We start from the raw sequence: 21,845 nt of genomic DNA, 5'->3' as shown, positions 1-21,845 counted from the left end.
GGCTATCGCGAGAGCTTCGCCCACGCCGCCGCGAGCACCTCGGCCGCCCGCACGATCTCCGCCTCGGTCGTCCCTCGACCGAGCGTCAATCGCACCGAACCGATCGCCTCCTCCGGCTTCACGCCCATCGCGAGGATCACGCTCGACGCCGATTCGTGCCCATCGTGGCAAGCCGATCCCGTCGACGCCGCCACCTCCTCCGCCTGCGCGAGCAGCGCCGTCCCGCTCACCCGCGGAAACCGCACGTTCAGCGTGTTCGGCAATCGTTTTTCCGAATGCCCATTCAACGCGAGCCCCGGCACCCGCTCGCGGAGCAGGACAAACAACTTGTCCCGAAAAACCCGCACCCGCGCGCCCTCCGCCGCGAGGTCCCGCATGGCCGCCTTCGCCGCGACCCCGAGCCCCACGATCGACGGCACGTTCTCCGTCCCGGGCCGGATCCCCCGCTCGTGCCCCGCGCCCAGCATGAACGGCGCGATCGGCATGTCTTTCCGGATGAACAGCGCCCCCACGCCTTTCGGCGCATACAGCTTGTGCCCTGCGATCGACAGCAAATCCACCCCGAGCGCGCCCACGTCGATCGGCACCTTGCCCACCGATTGCGCCGCGTCCGTATGCACGACCGCGCCCGCGCGCCACGCCGCCCGCGTGATCTCCTCGATCGGCTGGATCACGCCCGTCTCGTTGTTCGCGTGCATCACCGTGATCACGCCCGTCTCGTCGCCGAGCTTCGCGGCGACCTCCTCCGCGCGCACCCGACCATCCGCGTCGACGCCCACGACATCGACCCGATGCCCGTGCCGCGCGAGCCACGCGCAGAGCTTCGACGTCGCCGGATGCTCGATCGACGACGTGATCATGTGCCTTCGATCGGGCAGCGCCTCGGCCACGCCTCGGATCGCCAGGTTGTTCGCCTCGGTCCCGCCCGACGTGAAGACGAGCTCTTCGGGCGTGCATGCGATGAGCGCCGCGACCTCCGCGCGCGCCGCCTCGATCGCGGCCCGCGCGCGTCTTCCGTACACGTGGCTGCTCGACGGATTGCCGAATCCGCCGCGCAGCCAGGGCAACATGGCGTCGACCACCTCGGGCAGGAGCGGCGTCGATGCGTTGTAGTCGAGGTAGATCGGATCTTCGGCGCGCACGATATCTCGCGGTACTCAGCCCCGGCCTTCGCGTCAAGCGCGCCTTTCGTGGTAGCGCCCGTGCGCCTGCCTTGACGCGTCGCTCCTGCTCGTGCGTCCATTCGTTATGGGCGTCGCGCTCCGGCGCCCGCTCGATCTGGAGACGTACGATGAAAATGCTTGGCATCCTTGGACTTCTGATCCTTTCGGCAACCTCCTTCCTCGCCTGCAGCGGCGGCGAGGGCTCGAGCGGGAGCGACAATACGCCTCCCGCCTCTTCGCTCGACGTCACGCCCTCGATCAGCGCGTGCGGCGGCTTCCTCGCCGGCTCGGAGGGCGCGAAGATCCCGCCGTCCCCCGATCCGGCCACGTATTGCGAGGCCGAGCGCCTCCTCTGGAATTACGACGCCGAAACGCGCACGCTCGGCCTGCTCGACGCGCGCATCCAGCTCAATTGCTGTGGCCGGCACTCGATCGCCGTCGCCGTCGAGGAAGGCGTCCACGTCGTCACGCAGACCGACGCCCCGGAAAAACTCGAAGACGGTTCGGAGGCCCGCTGCGGCTGCATGTGTGTCTTCGATTATGCGGCCGACGTCGCGCCCGTCGAGAGCTCCACGATATCGATGCGCATCCTGCGCAACGTGACGGACCAGGACCCGGCCATCACGCTCGTCTGGGAGGGCATGGTCGACCTCACGGCCGGCTCGGGTGAGGTCGTCCTCTCCACGGCGAGCGCCGAGCCGTGGTGCAGCGACAAGGTCCCCTGATCCTCGGGGCTTCCCCGCGCGCGCGGCCTCGGTTATCCTCCGGCGCGAAAAGCGGTCCGGAGGGCAAGATCATGGCGGAAAAGTACCGGCTGGTGACGCGGAGCGACTTCGACGGCCTCGTGTGCGCCGTCCTCTTGAAGAAGCTCGGCATCCTCGACGAAATCAAGTTCGTCCACCCGAAGGACATGCAGGACGGCAAGGTCCCCGTCACCGATCGGGACATCACGACGAACCTCCCCTACGTCGAGGGTGTCCACCTCGCCTTTGATCACCACGCGAGCGAGACGCAGCGGGTTGGCAAGCGCGACAACCACATCATCGACCCCCACGCCCCCTCGGCCGCGCGTGTCGTGTGGCGCCATTACGGCGGCAAAGAAAGGTTCGCCGACATCCCCGACGAGATGATGGAGGCGGTCGACAAGGCCGACGCCGCGCAGTTCTCCCGCGACGAGATCCTCTCGCCGAAGGGCTGGGTCCTGCTCAACTACCTCATGGATGCGCGCACCGGCCTCGGCCGATTCCGACAGTTCCGCATCTCGAACTACGACCTCATGATGCGCCTCATCGACGCGTGCCTCCAGCATTCGGTCGAGGAGATCCTCGAGATGCCCGACGTCAAGGAGCGCGTCGACATGTATTTCGAGCACGAGGAGCGGTTCAAGGAGCAGATCCGCCGTTGCTCGACGGTGCACAAGAACCTCGTCGTGCTCGACCTCCGGAACGAGGAGACGATCTGGGCGGGCAACCGTTTCGTGATCTACGCGCTCCACCCGGAGTGCAACATCTCGATCCACGTGATGTGGGGCCTCAAGAAGCAAAACACCGTCTTCGCCACCGGCAAATCGATCCTCGATCGCAGCAGCAAGACGAACGTCGGCACGCTCATGCTCGAATACGGTGGCGGCGGGCACGAGGCGGCCGGCACCTGCCAGATCGACAACGACAAGGCCGACGACGTGCTGAAGACCCTCATCGGCCGCATCAACGCCGACGGCTGATCACGCCTCGCGCGATCGTCGTTCACAACCTTCCCGGGCCATCGTCCATCCCTCGCCATGATCAAACGTCGCTCGTTTCTCGTCGGCTCGCTCGCCGCGGCCGCGTCCACGACCCTCGGCTGCGCGTCTCAGCCCCCCACGCCGCCCGCGGATCCTGCGGCTGCGGCGGGCGCGGGCGCGGCGCCTCCGCCCCCGACGAACCAGAAGAAGAGCCTGCTCATCCTCGGCGGCACGGGGTTCGTCGGGCCCGCCGTCGTCGAGGCGGCGCGGGCGCGCGGGTTTGCCATCACCCTCTTCAATCGCGGCAAGACCCGCCCCGAGCTCTTCCCCGACATCGAGAAGCTCCGCGGCAACCGCGACCCGAACAAGGACGAGGGCCTGAAAGCCCTCGAAGGCCGGAGCTTCGACGCGGTCATCGACACCTCGGGCTACGTCCCGCGTATCGTCCGCGCCTCGGCGGAGCTGCTCGCGAAGAACGTCAAGCAATACATCTTCATCTCCAGCATCTCGGTCTACAAGGACAACTCCAAGCCCAACATGGACGAGACCGCGACGGTCGGGACGATCCCCGATCCCACGGTCGAGACCATGGGCAAGGAATTCGAGAATTACGGCCCCTTGAAGGCGCTCTGCGAGCAGGCCGCCGAAAAAGCGATGCCCGGCCGCGTCGCCAATGTGCGGCCCGGGTACATCGTCGGCCCGGGCGACGGCACCGATCGATTCACGTACTGGCCGCTCCGCGTCGCGAAGGGCGGTGAAATGCTCGTCCCCGGCACGCCGAACGACCCGATTCAGGTCATCGACGTCCGCGACCTCGCCGAGTGGCTCGTCAAGCTCGTCGCGGACGGCACGACTGGCGTCTTCAATGCGACGGGCCCGGGCTCGCCGCTCACGATGGGCGGCGTGATCGAGGCCAGCAAAAAGGCCTCGCCGAAGAGCGACGTCAAGCTCACCTGGGTCCCGCCCTCGTGGCTGAAGTCGAAAGAATCGGGCGGCGGCGAGCCGATCGACCTGCCCATCTGGGCGCCGGCCGAGGGCGAGACGGCGGGCTTCCACCTCGTCAACATCGAGCGCGCGCGCAAGGCGGGCCTCACGTTCCGCCCGATCGATACGACGGTCACGGACCTGCTCGCCTGGTTCAATGCATTGCCCCCGGAGCGCCAGGCCAAGCGCCGCGCGGGCCTCTCGCCCGAGCGCGAGGCCGAGCTGCTCCGCGCGTTCCACGAAGAATCGAAGAAGAAATAGCCGCGCCTCAACGCGGATCGAGCGCCTCGCAGACGGGCGGCTTCACGTTCGTGTTCCAGCGAAATGATTGAAGCCACCCGTCGAGCGTGCGCTGCGCCGTCGGGTCATTGAACGATTGCAGGAACACGAGCGACCCCGTCCCGCCGCAGATCGGGACCATGACGGCGCGCACCGAAATGGCCGTCTCTCCGATCGTCCACCACCGCTCGATCCCGGCCCCGAGCGGCGTCGCCACGGGCCCGGTCCTCGCGGCGACCACCTGCTTTCCTTCCGCGCCCTTCGCGAGCCCGCCCGCTACATCGGCGAAGAGTTTTTCCTGGAATCGTGGCGTCGTCACGAGGTCCGAGACGAACAGGGCCCCGCTGACGAGCACGTCGGGGCGGCTGATCCGGAGCTCGAGCCCCTCGTATCCGACGACGGCGTTCACCCCGAGCGGGATCTGCCCAGCGACGCCGAGCCACCGGCTATGGTAATCGTGACCCACGAGCCAACCAGGCTCCCGCTGCGGCAAGGGCGCGCGCGGCAGGAGCTGGTAGGGCAGCACCACGGGCGGGCTCGTGGGCGCGACGATCGGCGCGTCGAGGATCTGCTTCACGGCCGCCTCGGCGAGCGTCCCTGACAAACCACGGACCACGGCCACGCGGTTCTTCTCGACGCGCACCACGATCCCGCCGTCGATCGACGTCGCCCCGAGCGCGAGCGCCCGCAGGCAACCGGGCCTCGATTGGATGGCCGCGACGAACTCGGCCGCGTCGCTCTCCGAATCCCACGCCGTGCTCCAGAGCAGCCCCACGCCGCCGTTCGGCGCCGCGACCAGCGTGTACCGATCGCCGCCCCAGCCCGCGGCCGCCGCGGCGGAAAAGGGCGAACACCGATCGAGCACGACACGCGTCTCCAGCTCGCCGAGCGTCCCTTCATCGAGCGTCCGATACCCCTCGGGCGCCCGCGGCGCCGCGAGCACGACCGGCCGCTCCCCCGCGAGGTATTTCTCCGGATGGATCACCTGCTCGGTCGACACCGGCGGCGACACGAACATTCGATTGACGAGATCGAGCCCACCCGCGCGATAAAGCTCCGCGACCATGGCCGTCCCGGCGTGATACCGGAAGAGGAGCCGCTCGCGCACGATCGGCAGCGCGCGAAAGAGCGCCGCGTCCCCATCGCCTGCGACAAACCGCTCGGCCGGCACGTCCCGCATCACGTCCGCCGCCCGCCGCACCATGCGCTGAAATGGCACGCCGCGCGTCGACGCGAGATACGCGAACATCGTGAGCATCGCGTCGCCTTCGAGCAGCGACCCGTACGCGAGAAACTCGTCCGCGCCCATCGTCGCCTGCTTCTGCACATCCGGCCGACCGAAGCTCTGATCCTGCAGAGCGTGCTCGATCTCGTGCGCGAGGATCGCCCGCTCTTTCTCGGCCTCGGCCTCGTTCCGCGGCCGGGACGCTCGCACCACGATGATCCTTTGTTCGTGATCGTAAAACCCGCGCACCTGCTCTTCGAGCACCTCGCGCGTGGAGCTCGGCGGCGCGGCGCCCGGCTTTCCGTCGGGCAAGAGGTCGAACGCCAGATGAAACGCCGTACGCGCCTCGTTCTCGGCCGCGGCCGCCTTTCGCTCGGCCCGCTCGCGCAACGCCGCGAGGAACGCCGGCTCGTCGAGCAAATACACCGGCACGGGCGCGCGCTGCGGCAATCCACGCAGATGCGCGACCTCGGCGACGAGCGCCTGGATTCGCTCCTGCGTGAGCGGCGCCGGAGGCGCGGATGCCGCCGGGTTTTCCGCGGCAGGCGACGGCGAGGCAGCGCAACCGGCGAGGGCGAAAAGAAGCCCTATCGCACCGGCTCTTTGACCTGCTCGATCACCCATCGCGCGATCTCCTTCGCCCCGGGCCCCGCGAAATGCATTCCATCCGGCCGGATCGCCGCCCCTTCGCTCTCCATCGTGCATTCTCCCCCGGGGCAGAGGTGCGTCCCGAGGTCGAACATGCGCACGCGCGGCTCACGTTTCGCCGTCCGTTCGAGCAGCGTGTTGTAGCAATCGACCTCTGCGTTCAGCCCCGGCCTCTGCCACCCGCCCACCGGATACGGCACGCGCGCCAGAATCACTCGCCCGCTCTTGTCCGCGAGGATCTTCAGCTTGCGCTCGAGCTCGTCCGCGTACGCGTCATCCCATTCCGCGTCGCACACGTGTTGCCAGCGCCCGTTGATCTCCACCGGCGCGAAATACCCGCCGCCGAGCACCACGAGCGTCACGTCGGGGCGCAGCTCCTCCACGTCGCTCGCCCAGTTCTTGCCGCAATCGCCGCCGGCATGGGGCTCGTTCGTCAAGGAGCGCGTCGGCAGCTTCCCCTCCATGATGCTGCAATTCGGCGTGCCTCGCTGGATCACGATCGTCCCCGTGCCCGCCTGCACCGATTGCATGCGCTCGCCGAGCGACTCCGCCACCGAGTCGCCGATGATCAAGATCTTCACCGCGTTCGGGCTCGCCGGCCACGGCAAGAGCTGGAGCCCGATCCGCATCACCGCCCGGTGCTGCGTGCCGACGAGCAGCGCGCCGAGGCAAAGCGCCACCGACGACGAGAGCACGATCGCCGGCCGCCCGAACGGCGCGCCGCGCTTCCGGATCGGCTGCTCCAGGAAATGATACGAGATCAGCGCCACCCCGAACGTCGCCGCGTACCGGAGCGCCGAGAGCCCGAGCCCGGACAAACCAATTCGCTCCGGCCGCAGCACCACGTAGATCGGCCAGTGCCAGAGGTAGAGCCCGTAACTCACGAGCCCCACCCAGGCGATCGGGCGGAACGCGAGCGCCCGCGCCACGAGGCTCTGCTCGCCGTGCGCCGCGCACGTGATGAGCACGAGCACGCAGAGCTCCGTCCCGAAAAACCCTCCGCGGTAGAGCAGCGGGTTCTGCCCGTCGAGCTTCACCCACGCAAAAGCGAGCCCGATCGCCGCGAGCAGCCCGAGCCCATCGAGCGCCCGCACCACCGTCTTGTTCTTCGACGTCCCGCGCTCGGCCATCAAGCACGCGAGCGACGCGCCGAGGAGGATCGCCACGCCGCGGGTATCCGTGCCCATGTAGGCCCGCGACGTATCCACCCGGTTGCCCAGCCAAACCAGCGCCGCGCCCGACACCATTGCGAGCGCGAGCGATACGGCGAGCATCACCCGTCGCGAACCACGCGAGAGGTACAGCACGCCGAACGCGAGCAGCGGCCAGATTACGTAAAACTGCTCCTCGATCGCGAGGCTCCAGGTGTGTTCGAGCGGCGAGGGCACCTGGAACATGTCCCAGTAGCTCCGCCCCGAGAAAATCGCGCGCCAGTTCGCCACGTACGCCAGCGTGGCGAGCCCGTCTTTGCGGATCCGATCGAGCTCTTCCGGTTTTGCGAGGTGATGTGCATACGCCGCGACCGCCGGCAGGAGCGCGAGGAGCGCCGGGAAGAGGCGGCGCGCGCGGCGAACCCAGAAAGCCTTGAGATCGATCGTCCCGGCCTTGTTCCACTCCGCGAGCAGGAGCGAGTGGATGAGGTATCCGGACAGCACGAAGAACAGGTCGACGCCGAGATACCCGCCGTCGAGCCTTCCGTCGTGGAACAAGAGCACGCCGAGCACGGCGAGCCCCCGCAGGCCGTCGAGCGCGGGCAAATGCGGGATGGTGGCGCGGCGCAGGGGGTTTGGGGGTGTAGCTCGGCTCGTCCGAGCGGAACCCCCATCGTCGAGGGGAGGATTGTGTTCGAGGGCAGGCGAACTCACGGGCAGCCCGGGAGATAGCGCATTCCGGGCGCCCGGGACATGAAGAATGTGCGGCCGATGCCGATGTCAGTGGACGACGGCGGCCCCGTCGGGCATGCCCGCTTCTTCGGCCTCCGGCTGCACGGCGCCCGGCTTACGGACGAGCCGGCCTGTGGGCACGAGCGTCGACGTGGAGCCGCGCAGCTCGCGGAAGTAATACTTTCGGAAGAACAGCGTCGGCGCGTCGGTCGCGACGGACGGCTCCTCGCCCGGCGGCGGCACCTCGGGCGGGTTCGAGGTCTCGAGCACCTCTCGATCCTCGGCGAGGATGTTGTTGAACTTCGTGGCGAACCACGTGAGCACCTCCGACCCGAAAAACGTCCGCGCCGAGGCGAGCATCATCTTCGTGTGCCCCTCGTCCACCGGAATGCAATAAACGGCGAGGTGCATGCGGCGCTTCGGCTCGTCCATGATGTGGAGCTCCATCGCGTTCGGCTTGCGCCACTTCAAGAACTGCTGCTCGGACTCCTCGTAGTCCCATTTCGAGTAAATGAGGCCGCCGAACGGAGCGGGCTCGACGCGCATCGCGAGCGTCGTGTCCGGGCGGAGTTTTTTGCGGATGTCGCGGCCGATGCTCTTGCGATGGATGAAGGGCAGGTGGGGCGTGTCGAGCATGTTCTCCATGGCCCGCGTCCAGTGCGTCTTCCAGATCTCCTGGTTGAAACCGACGTGCCACCCCTTCTCGACCAGCGCGGGCGGCGGCTCGGGCTCCGTGCCCGCGGGATCCGCGCCCGTGAAGATCCAGATGAGCCGGCCGACCTCGCGCACGGGCACGGGCGTCGCGCCATAACGAGCGCGTTTCTCCGGCGAGACGTCGTTCAGCGGGATCTTCGCGCAGGCGCCGTCTTTCTTGAACGCCCAGCCGTGAAAAGGACAGGCGAGGCAGCCGTCCTCGTCGACCTGGCCGAGCGAGAGCGCGACGCCGCGGTGCGGACATCGATCGACGAGCGCCCCGACGCCGCCGTTTCCATCCCGGAAGAGGGCGATCGTCTCGCCCGCGACCTTCACCGAAAGCGGCTTCTTCCCGAGCTCTTTGGCCAGGATGACCGGAGTCCAGACGTTGGCGAAGCTCTCGAACACGTTTGCCTCCCGTTTTGTTACACCAGGTGTTCTAGGAAATCGGGGGCTGTTGTCAAGCCTTCGTCCGCGGGGATCGCGGCGGCCCGGGAGGCGCGCTCGCGGGCGAGATCCGTGGCTGCGAAATACTCGGTGATCCAGGAGGTCACGTCGCCCTCGCCCGGCGCGCGCGTGGCGCAGTAGAGGACACGCGTCGTCGCTTCGCTCTCGGGGAAACAATAGAGCAGCGTGCGCTTCTCGGGGGTGCGCGGCGGCAAAAAAAGCTCGACGCAGCCGGGCGCGTGAAACGCGAGCACGGACTCTTCGGGCGCGTTTCGGGCCCACGTGCAGGGCAGGTTCGCAGGATCGAGCAGCGCCTCGATCACGCGCGCGAACGGCGCGGACCAGGTCTCTCCGTGGACCACGAGAGGCCGCACCGGATCGATCGCAGGCAACGCCGGACCCTCGGCTGGGGTCTCGCGGCCCGTGAAAATCCACACGAGCCCGAGGGCCTCGCGCGCGGGCAGGCGAGCTTGCAGCGTCAGCACCTCGCGCGGCACGGACGGCGAGCGGTCGAGACACGCCAAGGGCTCCCCGCGCCCGTCGCGGAAGAGCAAGATCGGCTCCCCGGCGACCCGCACCCGCCGTGCCTCGTCCCGCAGATCCCGCGCGGACAAGACCGGCGTCCAGACGTTCGCGAAGCCCTCGAACATGGAAGCCTCCGTTTTGTAGAACGCTAGAGTTACGAAAAATTAGAGCGTCGTCAAGGTGGCCGGGTCGGGCCCGCGCGGAGGCCGCGACCGACGCTTGAACTGAAGGACGGATGATCTAGAGTACCGACCAAAGAGATGGGCAGGCCCGCAGGCTCACGCAATCCGGACTTCGAGGCGACGCGCGCGTCGCTCGTCGCGGCCGTGCAGAAGCGGCTCTCGGAGCCCGACGGCTCGCGCGCGAGCTTTCGCGAAATGGCGGCCGCCGCGGGGGTCAGCGTGGCGACCCTGCGGCATTATTTCGGCTCGCGCGAGGGCGTGGTCTCGGCGGTGCTCTCGCAATGGCACGAGCGCGGGCAGCGGTACCTGCTCGAGGTCGCGACGGGCCCGCTCCTGCCCGTGCGCGCGTCGCTGCGGGGATTCTTGTTTTATCTGGAGTTCGGCTTCCGGAGCGGCGTCGAGGAGGTGCACGCGATTGGCCTGGCCTGCGGCCTGCGCGAGCCCACGCTCGGCCCGAAATACCTCTGCGAGGTGCTCGATCCGACGCTCGAATCCGTGGAGGCGCGCCTCGCCCGGCACGTGGCGCGGGGCGAGCTCCGCGCCGGGGACGTGCGGCAGATGGCCCTCGCGCTGGTCGCGCCGCCCCTGGTCGTCCTCTTGCATCAAGGCTCGCTTGGCGGGGCGAAGGCGCGCCCGCTCGAATGGGACAAATTCGCCGACGAGCACATCGAGGCTTTCCTGCGGGCCTACGGCACGGGCCACGAGGCGCCGCCCGAGCCGGGCGCCGAGGCGTCGTTCGGCGGTGGCGGGCCCCCGCGAAAACGGCCGCGCGGGCAAAACGACGCCTGAACGATCAACGTTTGTCCGGGTGAAGGCCGAGGGATACGACGGTCTCCGGCGTCGCGGACTCCACGAAGGCGCGGAGGCTCGTCGCATCCATGGGCAAATCGTCCATCCAGCGCCGCACGGTCCGGTCTTTTCCGGCCGTGACGAGGGATTTTCCTCCCTCGGCGAACGTGACGGCGACGACGTTGCCCGCGTGCCCTTCGAGCAGCCGGCTCTCGCCCGCTTCGAGGTCCCACAATCGCACGATGCCGTCCGCGCCCGCCGTCGCGAGCCGGCTCCCCTCGGGCGAGACGTCGAGCCCATCGACGACGCCTCGATATCCCCGGAGTACGTCGAGCAATCGGCCGTCGACCGCGCTCCAGAGTTTTACGTTGGCCTCGCCGCCGAGCGTCGCGAATCGCTTGCCGTCCGGGAAAAACACGAGCCGCGTGAGCCCCGTCCCGGCCGCGTCGATGACGTGGCGCGCGGCGCCTCCGGTCACGTCCCAGAGCCGCACGGAATGGTCCATGCCGCCGGATGCGAGCATGCCGCCGTCCGGGGAAAACACGAGCACGTGGACCGAGTCGTGGTGGCCGGCGAGAATGGTTTCTCGACCCGTGACCACCTCCCGCAAGACGACCCGTCCATCGGCGAACGAATACGCGAGGCGCGTCCCGTCCGGGGAAAACGCGAGCGCGGTCGCCGCCGCGGAATGCCGCGCGAGGACCTGCCCCTCGCCGCCCTTCGCGGGAAAGCTTTGAATGACCCCGTCCTCGCCCGCGGAGACGAAACGCGCGCCGTCCGGGGAAAACAGGACGACGTTCGCCGCGCCGACGTGGGCCTCGAACGAGAGCGCCGCGCCGTGGGTGCTGAAGATACGCACGCGGCCGTCCGCGCCTGCGGAGGCGATCGCCGCGCCGTCCGGGGAAAACGCGACGCCCCGCACCTCGCCCGCGTGTTTTCCGAGCGTGCGCGTCGTGCCCTCCGCGAGGTTCGTCCAGACGACCGCCCCGTCGGCGCTGCCCGAGGCGACACACGTTCCGTCGGGCGAGACGGCAATCACGCCCGCCTCGCGCTCGTGCACGGAAACGACGCGGTCGCGCAGGGCTTCGAGCGAATAGACGCGCAGGCTGTTGTCGTAACTCGCGACGAGCGCGCGCTTGCCGTCGCGGGAAAACTCGACATCCGAGAGGGAGTCCTTCCATCCCCGCAGGATCCGCGACGTGCCGGAGGCCACGTCCCATACCCGCGCCGTCTGGTCGGCGGCGCCCGTCATCAAGGTTTTCCCGTCCGGCGACACGGCGAGCGTATAGATCGCGCCCTCGTGCCCCGCGAGCACGCGCGCCTCGCCCGTGCGGACGTTCCAGATTCGGACGGCGCGGTCGAATCCCGACGACACGACGTGCGACCCGTCCGGGAAAAACACGAGGGATCGCAGCTTCGAGGTGTGGCCTTCGAGGCGCTTCGATTGGCCCGTCGAGACGTCCCACAATCGAACATCGCCTTTTCGATCGCCCGTGGCCACGAAGGCTCCATCGGGAGAAAACGCAATGGCCTCCGTCTCCGGCGAGTCGCCCTCGAAGCGGCGCTCGGACCCGGCCTCGATGTCGTGAAGAACGAGCGAACCCGCGCCCACGAACGCGAGGGTGCGCCCGTCCGGCGAGATCGCGAGCTTTCGCTCCGTGCCGCCCGCGGGCCACGCGCGCTTGCATTCCCCCGCGGCGAGGTCCCACAAGCATACCGATCCATCACGGCCCCGGGAGGCGAGGCGCCGTCCTTCCGGGAAAAATTGAATCGCGCCGAGAGGCGCCGTGTGTCCCGCGAGGACCTTGGTTTCGCGGGTCTTCATGTTCCACAGCCGGACCGTGGTGTCTTTGCTGCGGCTGGCGAGCCAGGCGCCATCCGGAGAGAAGGCCGCGTCCCACACCTCGTCGGTATGTCCTTCGAGCACGCGTGACTCGGCCGTCGCCACGTCCCAGAGCCGCAGCGTCCGGTCGTCGCTCGCCGTGGCCACGAGCCGGCCATCCGGCGAAAAGGCCGCGCGATTGATCCCCGCCATGTGGCCCCGCAAGAGCCGCGGTACGCCTTTCGATATCGCGTCCGCCGCGACGAGCCGCTCGCGCCGATGCCCCCGGAACGACGCCGAGAGCGTCTTGAGCCAGGCGAGCGCTTCGAGCGGATCACGCGCCGCCGCCCCACGCGCCTCGACGAGCGTGAGCGTATCGGCGCGCTCCGATTCTCGTCGCTCGGCCTCCGCGGCCCTGTCGCGCTCGCGCCGCGCCTCGTCGCGCGCGTCGAGGACCCGTCCGACCGCGAGCGCGCCCGTGACCGCGAGCGCGGCGACCGCGACGAAGGCCATGAGCAACGTCGCGCGATGGCGCCGTCCGAACCTGAGGATCCGCTCGCGGGCCGAATAATGGTGCGCCTGGACGATCTGCCCGGTTTGAAACCGACGCAGATCCGCGGCGAGTTCGCCGGCCGTCCGGTAACGCTCGGCCTTCGCGCGCGCCATCGCTTTTTGCACGATCGTCACGAGGTCGCGCGGCACGCCCGGCTGGAGCTTTTCGATCGACACCGGCGGCTCGCGCAGTACGCGCCGCACGATGTCCATCGGGTGTTTGCCCTCGTAGGACGGTTTGCCCGCGAGCAGGTGATACAGAATCGCGCCGATCGCATACACGTCGGCGCGCTCGTCCACGCTGCGCCCCGCCGCCTGCTCGGGCGGCATGTATGCAGGCGTGCCCATGACCACGCCGAGCACGGTGAGCGCCATCGAGCCCGACGACGAAGACGAGGGCCATTTCCTCGGCGGCAACGTCGATGACGGCGGCGGCTCGGGGGATTCCTCGTCGAGGTCCTTCGCGAGCCCCCAATCGATGACCACCGTCTCGCCGAACGGACCGAGCAAGATGTTTTGCGGTTTGAGGTCGCGGTGAATGATGCGCTCGTTGTGCGCATACGCCATCGCCTCGGCGACCGCGAGCACGTGCGGGACCAACGCGAGGCGCTGATCGAGCGTGCTCGCCTCCTCGATGAAATGGTCGAGCGAGCGCCCCGAGACGAGCTTCATCGCGAAAAACGGTTCGCCCGACGGCCAGACGCCCGCCTCGTACAGCGGCACGATCGAGGGGTGCTGCAAACGCGCCGTGATCCGCGCCTCGCGAATGAAGCGCTCCTCGGCTTGCGGGTCGCGCGTGATGAGCTCCTTCAGCGCGACGGGGCGATCGAGGTGCGTGTCGTACGCCCGCAAAATCCGGCCGATGCCGCCCTTCGCGACCTCCGATTCCACCGCGTACGTCCGCGGATCGACCACGCGCATGCGCTGTGCGGCCGTGCTCTCCGGAGCCTCGTCGTCCTCGCCGTCATCCTTTCCGGTGCGGGCGATGAGCGTTTCCATCGGCGGCGCGGGCAGCGTCTCGCCGAGCGCGCCGGGCCGCGCTCTCCCCTCCGCGGGATCGAGCGTCGCGGCGTCGTGCGGGGAGGAGAGCGTGCGTCCGGCGGTCACGGCCAATCGAAGAGCGCGCGGCTCGCGAAGCCCAGGGTGACGCTCGCCATGTTCGCGGCGAATGCCCACCCGAGCGTCTTTTTCTTACCGATGAACCGGAAATACCCCGCCTCCGCGGTCACGGCGAACGTCTCGGCGATGACGACCATGATCCAGTACCGCGGGACCTGCGAGATCCATAACGAGGGATGAGGCGCGAACACGGCGAGGTAGAAGCGCTCCCAGAGGTTCGGAATGACGAACCAGACGATCGGGTGCGTCAGCGCGCTCGCGCCAAATGCCTCGTACACGCGGACGCGGAGCCCATAGACGTAAATGGGGATCTCGACGACCTGCGTGAAGACGAATGCCCAGAACCAGTCCACCCCTCACCCCGCGGGCCGCGCGCGGCGCTTCGCTCGGCAAAGGGCGAGCGCGGCCAGGGCGACGGTGATCCCGAGCGGCGCGCCTTCGTTCGAGCCTCCCGCGGCGGACACGGAGCAGCCCTTTTTCTCGGCCACGGACACGGTCGCGGCGGACGGCGTGGGCGTCGGCGTCTTTGCGTCGGCGGGCTGCGGGGCCGGGGCTTTGGCGCCTGCGACGCAGCGGAGCAGCTCGCGACCTCGTTCGTCTTTGATGCCGGTGCACGTGCCGGCCGCGCCCGCGGTATCGGCGCACGCATCGCCGGCCTTCTTGTTGTAACAGGCCTCTTCCAGCGGCCCGACCTCGTCCGCGGCCGCGGAGGCGGGCCCGACGAGCACGGCGATCGCGAGGAGAGCGCCGGAAAGCCGGCGCGCGAGGGAGGGTTTGTCCTGGGAATGGGGGGCGTGCATCCAGCACACCTCGCTCCTTCGCCCGGCGAAGTCAAGGGTGACGGGGCGCGTCATGACAGGGCGGCCGCGCTCGGGACCGGATCGAGAGCGCGATTGTACCCCCGTTCGACGTAAATGGGGATCTCGACGACCTGCGTGAAACGAATGCTCAGAACCAGTCCACCGCTCACACCGCGGGCCGCGCGCGGCGCTTCGCTCGGCAAAGGGCGAGCGCGGCCAGGGCGACGGTGATCCCGAGCGGCGCGCCTTCGTTCGAGCTTCCCGCGGCGGACACGGAGCAGCCCTTTTTTTCGGACACGGTCGCGGCGGACGGCGTCGGCGCCGGCGTTTTTGCGTCGGCGGGCTGCGGGGTCGTGGTCTTCGCGTCGGTCGGGGCATTTGCGCCCACCACGCAGCGGAGCCGCTCCCGGCCCCGGTCCTGTACGGCGGTACACGTGCCGGCCGCGCCTCCGGGTTCGGCGCACGCAGCACCGGCGGTCTTGTTTTGACAGGCCTCTTCCGCCGGTCCGATCAAGTCCGCGGCCGCGGAGGCGGGGCCGACGAGCACGGCGATCGCGAGGAGAGCGCCGGAAAGCCGGCGCGCGAGGGAGGGTTTGTCCTGGGAATGGGGGGCGCGCATCCAGCACACCTCGCTCCTTCGTACGGCGAAGTCAAGGGTGACGGGGCGCGTCACGGCGGAGTGGCCGCGCCCCGGGGCCGGATCGAGAGCGCGATTCTACCCCTCGACATCCGGCGCGAGGGGGCGGCAGAATGGCGGGCCATGTTCCGATGGGTCGCTTGCGCCGCGCTCGTCCTCGGCCTCGCCGCGAGCCCGCTCGCGCGCGCAGGCGATGCGGACAACGTCTCGAAGGCGCGCGAGATCGCGCTCGCCGCGGCCGACGATCTCGACGCGCAACGCTTCGCCGAGGCGCTCGAGAAGGTCACGCAGGCCGAGGCGCTCTACCACGCGCCGACGCACTTGCTCATGCGCGCCGAGGCGCTCGAAGGCCTCGGCCGGCTCGCCGAAGCGCTCGAGACCTATGAGCGCCTCGCCGCCGAACCACTCGGCCCGACGTCGCCGCCCGCGTTTCGCAAGGCACGCGAGGAAGGCAGCAAGCGCGAGCGGGCGCTGCTCGCGCGCGTGCCGTCGCTGCTCGTCGTCGTGACGGGCGCGGCGACCGAGGAGGCCAAGGCGACGGTCGACGGCAAACCACTCGCGCTCGGGACCGGCATGGCCACGCGGTTCGATCCGGGCAAACACGTGCTGCGCGTCGAGGCGAACGGGTTTTCCCCGGTGGAAAAGACGATCGAGCTCGAAGAGCACGGCGGCGTGATCAAGGTGCCCGTGCACCTCGAAGTCGCGAGCGCGCGCCCCGTGCGCGACGAGAAGGAGGACGTGGTCGCGCCGAAGCCCGCGCCTTCGAGTGGCCGGACGCTCTTCGTGCCGGCGATGGCGGCCTTCGGCGTGGGCGCGGCCTCGCTCGTGGCGGGCGCGGTGACGGGCGCGATGTCGCTCGGGCGCGTGGGCGAGCTCGAAGATCTCTGCACATCGGAGGGGCGGTGTCCGCCGTCGGCGCAAGGCCGCATCGACGCAGCGGGCACGCTCGGAAATGTCTCCACGGCGCTGTTCGTCGTGGGAGGCGCGGCGGCCGCAGCCGGCGGGGTCATGTTGTTCCTGGGCAAACCGAAACGCACGCCTACCACGGGGCGTATCGAGGTCGTGCCCTGGGCCGGGCCTCTTTCTGCGGGGATCCGGGGGAGGTTCTGATGAGACGAACCCTTCGCGCCGGGCTCTTCGGCACGATGGCGATGGTGGCCCTCGCCGGGCTCGCCGCGCCCGCTTGTAATGCGATCACCGGGCTCGATCGATTCGAGGTCGATCCGGCCCTCGGAGGCGGGGCCTCGGGGGCGGGGCAGACGTGCTCGACCGAGCTCGATTGTCCCGGCCAGACGAACGAATGCCAGACGCGGGCCTGCGTCGCGGGCCGTTGTGAGCTCACGACGCAGCCGGAGGGCCCGCTCGCGCAGGGACAAACCCCCGGCGATTGCATGCGCATCGAGTGCGACGGGGCCGGGCAGGCGCGCACGGTCGTGGACACGAGCGACGTGCCCGACGACGGCTTCGAATGCACCGTGGGGGAATGCAGCCCCGAGGGCGTACCGTCGCTCGCGCCGCGAAAGCAAGGCTACGAGTGCACGCAGGGCGGCGGCGCCGTGTGTGACGGCAGTGGCAAGTGCGTCGAGTGCAACTTCAGCGCGGATTGCAGCGGCGGCGGCCCCTGCTCGAACGGCCTCTGCGTGCCGCCCGAGTGCACCGACGGTTCGAAGAACGGCGACGAGAGCGACATCGATTGTGGCGGGCCGGTTTGTCCGCCTTGCGGTACGGGAAAGGGGTGCGGGGCCATCGCCGACTGCGAGAGCAAGGTCTGCATCGCCGGCGTGTGCCAGGCGGCGACGTGCAGCGACGGCGTGCAGAACGGGACCGAGACGGACGCCGATTGCGGCGGAGGCGACTGCCCCGATTGCGAGGACGGGGAGAGCTGTCTGATCGCCTCCGATTGCGTGAGCGGCGTCTGCACAGGCGGCGTGTGCCAGGCGCCGACGTGCGAGGACGCCGTGCAGAACGGCGCCGAGACGGACGTCGATTGCGGCGGCATGGGCTGCGCGCCGTGCGCGAGCGGAAAGGCCTGCGTCGTGCACACCGATTGCGCGAGCGAGGTTTGCCTCGGCGGGACGTGCTCCTCGATCGTGCAGATCGCCGCGGGGGGCACGAATGCGTGCGTGCTCCTCGGCGACGGCACGGTGCATTGCTGGGGCGCGAACACGCAGGGGCAGATCGGGGACGGCACGGTCGTCGAGAAGCTCGTGCCGACGGCCGTGTCGGGGCTCTCCGGCGTCACGCAGATCTCGGTCGGCTCGAACCGGGTCGATACACAAGGCACGCACGTCTGCGCCCGGACGAGCGACGGCAAGGTCTCGTGCTGGGGGCGCAACGCGACGGGGCAGCTCGGCAATGGCTCGACGGCGGCCTCGTCGACGCCGAAGGCCGTCAATTTGACCAACGTGGTGCAGGTGGCGGCGGGCGGCCGTCATACCTGCGCGCGCCTGATGAGCGGCGCGGTGCGGTGCTGGGGGGCGGGTACGGCGGGGCAACTCGGCAACAATTTGCAGGAGAATCGGACCACGCCCACGGGCGACCTCGCGAACGTGAACGCGACCGCGCTCGCCGCCGGGGACATGCACAACTGCGCGGTCCTGCAAACGGGCGAGGTGCGGTGCTGGGGCGACGGCACCGACGGGCAGCTCGGCTCGGGGATCGCGGATCGGTTGGTCCCGACGCTCGTGCCGGGACTCACCGGAATCAGCCAGGTTTCCGCGGGCAATCGATTCACGTGTGTCGTGTCGGCCGGGGGCACGGCGCTCCGCTGCATGGGCGAGAATGCGGGCGGCCAGCTCGGGATCGGCAATACGACGCAGCAAAACGCGCCGGTGCTCGTCCCGGGGCTCATGGACATCACGGGGCTTTCGCTCGGCGCGGATAACACGCTCGGCGGCCATTCCTGCGTGGTGCTCGCGGGCGGCGGGCTCCGGTGCTTCGGCGCGAACACGCGCGGCGAGCTCGGCACGGGGGACAAGACGAACCAATCGACGCCCCAGACGATCAACGTCCCGCCCATCGCCGAGGTCGCGCTCGGCTTGCAGTTCACCTGCGTGCGCCTCGTGAGCGGGCCCGTGCGCTGCTGGGGTCGCAATGACTTCGGCCAGCTCGGGACCGGCATGAAAGGCGCCGATCAGACGGCCCCCGTGCCCGTGGTTTTCCCGTGAAGACGCCGTATACGCAGGTCGCAAAGCCCGTCCCCGGCCTGGTGATCGCCGGAAAGGTTCGTCTCGACAAGCTCCTCGGCAAGGGAGGCATGGGCTCGGTCTGGGTGGGCACGCACCTCGGCCTGGACATCCCGGTCGCCGTGAAGTTCATGACGGGCTCGGCCGAGGCGGCGCTCTCGCGTTTCCAGCGCGAGGCCCGCGCCGCTGCGCAGATCCGCTCGTCGAACGTGGTGAAGATTCACGATTACGGGATCGACCAGGGGCTGCCGTACATCGTGATGGAGCTGCTCGAAGGGGAGGACCTCGCGGCGCGGATCCGGCGCGCGGGGCGGCTCTCGCTCGTGGACGCGGAGAAGATCTTGATTCCGGTGGCCCGCGGGCTCGAGCGCGCGCACGAGGCGAAGCTCGTGCATCGCGACCTGAAGCCGGAGAACGTGTTCCTCGTGCGCGAGGGCGACGAGGAGATCCCGAAGATCCTCGATTTCGGCATCGCCAAGACGCTCGCCGTCGCCGAGGACGCGAAGGACGTGACGGAGGAGGGCACGGTCCTCGGCACGCCCTATTATTTGAGCCCCGAGCAGGCGCGTGGAAAGACGGATATCGATCACCGCGCGGATCTCTGGTCGCTCGGGGTGATCCTGTTCCGCATGGTGATGGGACGGCAGCCCTTCGAGGCGAATGCGATCGGGGATCTGATCGTGCGGATCTGCATGGATCCGGTCCCGCGTGTCGTCACGATCGATCCGACCTTGCCGCCCGAGCTCGACGCGTTCTTCGATCGGGCGCTCGCCAAGGATCCGGCGATGCGATTCACCTCGGCGCGCGAGCTCGCCCGCGCGTTCTCCGACATCGTGCGCCTCGCCGCGCCGGGGGTCGCGCCGGTGATGCATTCCATTCCGCCGTCGCGCTCGTTCGACGGCGCATTTGATGCCTCCGGCGGTTTTCTGGCCTCGCATACGGGTCGGACGGGGCCGCTCGGCGCAACGGGCCCGAGCACGCTCGGCCCGGCGACGAATGCCTCGTTGATCCAGGCCCCGGCCCCGAGCGGCGGCCGCGGCATTCTCATCGGAGCCATCGCCGCTGCGCTGCTCCTTCTCGTCGGCGGGATCGCGGCATTCATGATGTTCGGGGTCAAAGCGGCTCCGACCGTGGAGACGGGTTCGTCGAAGAATACCAATGCCCCCGCGGCGGCGCCCCCGCCGCCGGTCCCCACGAGCGCGCCGCGCGAGGCCGCGGCCGAGCCTGCGAAGGAGATCGTGCTGGACGAGGAGGGGGCCGCGCCGCCGGCCTCGGCCTCGGCCGCGCCGGGGCCGTTGCCCGCGACCGACGCGAAGACCACCAAACCGCTTCCTTCCGCGACGACGAAAAAGACGCGTGACCTCGGTTATTGAGGGACCATGGCGAGCACGAAAGCCGGCACGAAGAAATCGACGAAGACCACGACCAAGAAGGCGGCCACGAAGAAGGCCACGGCGACTGCGAAGAAGGCCGCTCCTCCGGCGAAAAAGGCGGCCCGTGGGAAGAGCAAGATGCAGGGGCCCGGCGGGACGCTCGAGCGGTTCCGCGCCATTTGCATGGGTTTTCCCGAGGCGACCGAGGTCGAGGCCTGGGGACACCCGACGTTCCGGGTGCGTGACAAGATCTTCGCGGCGATCGGCGGGGAAAACGGCGTATGGTCGTTCGGCGTGAAGACCACGTTCGAGATGCAGGCCGGGCTCGTCGCGACCGACCCGCGGTTCACCATTGCGAAGTACGTCGGCAAGCACGGGTGGGTCGACGTGCGGATCGACGAGGCGAACGATGGGCCGCTCGACTGGAACGAGGTGCGGGCCCTCGTCGCGGGAAGCTACAAAATGATCGCCCCGAAGGCGCTCGCCGCGCGTGTCGACGACTAAACGGCCCAGGATCCACGCGTCACACCGTTGACGTGTCATCGGGAATCGTTTCCCGGCGAAGGTCACTTTTTCGTACTTCCTGCTCGACGGTCCTACAACCGACGTGTTAATCCGCTCGTTGGACCCCATAGGTTCTTGGAGAGTGTAATGGATTCGGCTTGGTTCCAGCATTGCCCGGGCATCCTCGTGGCCACGAGCCGGGAGGGCGCGGTTCGTGGCTTCAATCCCGAAGCCGAGCGTGTCCTCGGAGCCGAGCGCGTGCGAGGCGGCTCCTTGTTCGATTCTCTTCACCCCGATCACAGGGACGCGGTCGCGTCGGCGTGGGCGAAGATGAACGAGGGCGAAGACTGGAATGCCGTCTGTCAGATGCGAGACGCCGAGGGCGTGTATCGCGGGTTTTCCTTGCATGCGCGGCGCGCGCCGGGTTGTTCCGAGATCTACGCGACGATCGTCCCCATGCCGCGCCTCTCCGCGGGCCGGCTGGCCGTGCCCCCCGCCGAGGACATGACGTCGCTCCCCGTCATCGCGCCCGAGCGCGTGCTTCGGGCGATCCTCGATAACCTGGATCTATCGGCGTACATCATCGATCACGAGGGCACGTACCTCTTGCACGACGGAAAGGGGTGCCGGACCGGCGGCTACGAGCCCGGGAACCTCATCGGGCGAAACCTCTTCGAGATATTCGGCGGCGATGAGAGCTCGATGGCGCAGATCCACGGCGCGCTCGCGGGCGAGCCCGTCCACGCGACGAGTGATGCCCACGATATCATGTGGGAGAGCTGGTTCTTGCCGATGCGCCAGGGGGACGAAATCGTAGGGATGCTCGGCCTGACGCTCGCCAAGAACGACGTGCAGCAAGCGAGGATCGAGCTCCGGTCGAAGATGGAGCTCATCGAGCGGCAAGAAGAGGTGATCCGGAACCTGGAGACGCCCGTGATTCAGGTCTGGGAGAAGGTGCTCACGCTCCCGATGATGGGCGTCGTCGACAGCCGGCGCGTGGCGCGCGTGATGGACGACCTGCTTTCGGCCGTGGTGCGCACATCGGCGCGGTTCGCGATCCTCGATTTGACCGGCGTCGATATGGTCGACACGATGACGGCGAGCCACCTCTTCAGCCTCCTGCGCGCGATCCGGCTGCTCGGCGCAGAGGGCATCGTGACGGGCATCCGGCCGACGGTGGCGCAGACGATGGTGACGCTCGGGCTCGATCTGTCGAGTTTGACGACGTGCGCGAACCTGCGGGAGGGGCTCAGGCTCTGCATTCGGCGGATGGCGGAGGAGGGTCGCCCGCGCGCCTAGAACAGTCCGGCGC

At 68.9% G+C, this 21,845-nt stretch carries 18 protein-coding genes; 9 read left to right on the top strand and 9 right to left on the bottom strand.

Going from position 1 to position 21,845, the window contains the following annotated elements; translation table 11 throughout:
• Positions 1–2 precede the first annotated feature (2 nt).
• Positions 3–1,142, bottom strand: a complete 1,140-nt coding sequence (locus QHF84_RS37065) for a cysteine desulfurase family protein (RefSeq protein ID WP_281318261.1) — start codon at positions 1,140–1,142, stop codon at positions 3–5.
• A 149-nt stretch (positions 1,143–1,291) separates the two neighbouring features.
• Here QHF84_RS37065 and QHF84_RS37060 point away from each other — a divergent pair, with 149 nt between their 5' ends.
• The 3 genes from QHF84_RS37060 (at position 1,292) to QHF84_RS37050 (ending at position 4,131) form a co-directional block, all read left to right on the top strand.
• Complete coding sequence (locus QHF84_RS37060; protein ID WP_281318260.1) at positions 1,292–1,888, top strand: hypothetical protein; 597 nt, start codon at positions 1,292–1,294, stop codon at positions 1,886–1,888.
• Positions 1,889–1,959: 71 nt separating this feature from the next.
• Positions 1,960–2,886, top strand: a complete 927-nt coding sequence (locus QHF84_RS37055) for an exopolyphosphatase (protein ID WP_281318259.1) — start codon at positions 1,960–1,962, stop codon at positions 2,884–2,886.
• Between the two features lie 57 nt (positions 2,887–2,943).
• Complete coding sequence (locus QHF84_RS37050; protein WP_281318258.1) at positions 2,944–4,131, top strand: NAD-dependent epimerase/dehydratase family protein; 1,188 nt, start codon at positions 2,944–2,946, stop codon at positions 4,129–4,131.
• 7 nt (positions 4,132–4,138) lie between these two features.
• Here the strand turns inward: QHF84_RS37050 and QHF84_RS37045 are convergent, their stop codons facing one another.
• From QHF84_RS37045 to QHF84_RS37030, 4 genes are all read right to left on the bottom strand, one after another.
• The gene (locus QHF84_RS37045) at positions 4,139–5,998 is read right to left on the bottom strand and encodes a hypothetical protein (RefSeq protein ID WP_281318257.1); all 1,860 of its coding nucleotides are present in this window, start codon (positions 5,996–5,998) and stop codon (positions 4,139–4,141) included.
• Complete coding sequence (locus tag QHF84_RS37040) at positions 5,962–7,779, bottom strand: acyltransferase family protein (RefSeq protein WP_281318256.1); 1,818 nt, start codon at positions 7,777–7,779, stop codon at positions 5,962–5,964. Before QHF84_RS37040 ends, QHF84_RS37045 begins: the two co-directional genes overlap by 37 nt.
• Positions 7,780–7,953: 174 nt before the next feature.
• Positions 7,954–9,006, bottom strand: a complete 1,053-nt coding sequence (locus QHF84_RS37035; RefSeq protein ID WP_281318255.1) for an aromatic ring-hydroxylating dioxygenase subunit alpha — start codon at positions 9,004–9,006, stop codon at positions 7,954–7,956.
• A 17-nt stretch (positions 9,007–9,023) separates the two neighbouring features.
• A complete protein-coding gene (locus QHF84_RS37030) occupies positions 9,024–9,695 on the bottom strand; it encodes a hypothetical protein (RefSeq protein ID WP_281318254.1) in 672 nt (223 codons plus the stop codon).
• 135 nt (positions 9,696–9,830) lie between these two features.
• On the opposite strand from QHF84_RS37030, the gene QHF84_RS37025 reads away from it, so the two are divergent.
• The gene (locus tag QHF84_RS37025; RefSeq protein ID WP_281318253.1) at positions 9,831–10,541 is read left to right on the top strand and encodes a TetR/AcrR family transcriptional regulator; all 711 of its coding nucleotides are present in this window, start codon (positions 9,831–9,833) and stop codon (positions 10,539–10,541) included.
• Between the two features lie 4 nt (positions 10,542–10,545).
• On the opposite strand, the gene QHF84_RS37020 is transcribed toward QHF84_RS37025, so the two are convergent.
• The 4 genes from QHF84_RS37020 to QHF84_RS37005 form a co-directional block, all read right to left on the bottom strand.
• Positions 10,546–14,022: a serine/threonine-protein kinase gene (locus QHF84_RS37020; RefSeq protein WP_281318252.1), complete on the bottom strand. Its 3,477-nt coding sequence runs from the start codon at positions 14,020–14,022 to the stop codon at positions 10,546–10,548.
• On the bottom strand, positions 14,019–14,387 hold the full coding sequence (locus tag QHF84_RS37015) for a hypothetical protein (RefSeq protein WP_281318251.1): 369 nt from the start codon (positions 14,385–14,387) through the stop codon (positions 14,019–14,021). The genes QHF84_RS37020 and QHF84_RS37015 overlap by 4 nt, the downstream gene beginning before the upstream one ends.
• Positions 14,388–14,390: 3 nt before the next feature.
• Positions 14,391–14,834, bottom strand: a complete 444-nt coding sequence (locus QHF84_RS37010; RefSeq protein WP_281318250.1) for a hypothetical protein — start codon at positions 14,832–14,834, stop codon at positions 14,391–14,393.
• 166 nt (positions 14,835–15,000) lie between these two features.
• Complete coding sequence (locus QHF84_RS37005; RefSeq protein ID WP_281318249.1) at positions 15,001–15,453, bottom strand: hypothetical protein; 453 nt, start codon at positions 15,451–15,453, stop codon at positions 15,001–15,003.
• A 141-nt stretch (positions 15,454–15,594) separates the two neighbouring features.
• Between QHF84_RS37005 and QHF84_RS37000 the strand changes: the two genes are divergently transcribed.
• The 5 genes from QHF84_RS37000 (at position 15,595) to QHF84_RS36980 (ending at position 21,832) form a co-directional block, all read left to right on the top strand.
• Positions 15,595–16,581, top strand: coding sequence for a PEGA domain-containing protein (locus QHF84_RS37000; protein ID WP_281318248.1), 987 nt, complete (start codon positions 15,595–15,597; stop codon positions 16,579–16,581).
• Positions 16,581–18,638 carry a hypothetical protein gene (locus QHF84_RS36995; protein WP_281318247.1) on the top strand — a complete coding sequence of 686 codons (2,058 nt, stop codon included), beginning with the start codon at positions 16,581–16,583 and terminating at the stop codon, positions 18,636–18,638. The genes QHF84_RS37000 and QHF84_RS36995 overlap by 1 nt, the downstream gene beginning before the upstream one ends.
• Complete coding sequence (locus tag QHF84_RS36990) at positions 18,635–20,029, top strand: serine/threonine-protein kinase (RefSeq protein WP_281318246.1); 1,395 nt, start codon at positions 18,635–18,637, stop codon at positions 20,027–20,029. The genes QHF84_RS36995 and QHF84_RS36990 overlap by 4 nt, the downstream gene beginning before the upstream one ends.
• A 6-nt stretch (positions 20,030–20,035) precedes the next feature.
• Positions 20,036–20,533, top strand: coding sequence for an MmcQ/YjbR family DNA-binding protein (locus QHF84_RS36985; protein ID WP_281318245.1), 498 nt, complete (start codon positions 20,036–20,038; stop codon positions 20,531–20,533).
• A 147-nt stretch (positions 20,534–20,680) separates the two neighbouring features.
• Positions 20,681–21,832, top strand: a complete 1,152-nt coding sequence (locus tag QHF84_RS36980; protein WP_281318244.1) for an STAS domain-containing protein — start codon at positions 20,681–20,683, stop codon at positions 21,830–21,832.
• Positions 21,833–21,845: the final 13 nt, after the last annotated feature.

This window comes from Polyangium sp. y55x31, assembly GCF_029946505.1.
Lineage (GTDB): Bacteria > Myxococcota_A > Polyangia > Polyangiales > Polyangiaceae > Polyangium.
Note: the sequence above shows the minus strand (reverse complement) of the source record. Positions and strands in the feature narration are given on the sequence as shown.

Coding starts and splice junctions, on each gene's coding strand:
- QHF84_RS37060 (WP_281318260.1), top strand. CDS start 1,292: ATGAAAATGCTTGGCATCCTTGGACTTCTGATCCTTTCGGCAACCTCC.
- QHF84_RS37055 (WP_281318259.1), top strand. CDS start 1,960: ATGGCGGAAAAGTACCGGCTGGTGACGCGGAGCGACTTCGACGGCCTC.
- QHF84_RS37050 (WP_281318258.1), top strand. CDS start 2,944: ATGATCAAACGTCGCTCGTTTCTCGTCGGCTCGCTCGCCGCGGCCGCG.
- QHF84_RS37045 (WP_281318257.1), bottom strand. CDS start 5,998: ATGGGTGATCGAGCAGGTCAAAGAGCCGGTGCGATAGGGCTTCTTTTC.
- QHF84_RS37030 (WP_281318254.1), bottom strand. CDS start 9,695: ATGTTCGAGGGCTTCGCGAACGTCTGGACGCCGGTCTTGTCCGCGCGG.
- QHF84_RS37025 (WP_281318253.1), top strand. CDS start 9,831: ATGGGCAGGCCCGCAGGCTCACGCAATCCGGACTTCGAGGCGACGCGC.
- QHF84_RS37010 (WP_281318250.1), bottom strand. CDS start 14,834: ATGCACGCCCCCCATTCCCAGGACAAACCCTCCCTCGCGCGCCGGCTT.
- QHF84_RS37005 (WP_281318249.1), bottom strand. CDS start 15,453: ATGCGCGCCCCCCATTCCCAGGACAAACCCTCCCTCGCGCGCCGGCTT.
- QHF84_RS37000 (WP_281318248.1), top strand. CDS start 15,595: ATGTTCCGATGGGTCGCTTGCGCCGCGCTCGTCCTCGGCCTCGCCGCG.
- QHF84_RS36995 (WP_281318247.1), top strand. CDS start 16,581: ATGAGACGAACCCTTCGCGCCGGGCTCTTCGGCACGATGGCGATGGTG.
- QHF84_RS36985 (WP_281318245.1), top strand. CDS start 20,036: ATGGCGAGCACGAAAGCCGGCACGAAGAAATCGACGAAGACCACGACC.
- QHF84_RS36980 (WP_281318244.1), top strand. CDS start 20,681: ATGGATTCGGCTTGGTTCCAGCATTGCCCGGGCATCCTCGTGGCCACG.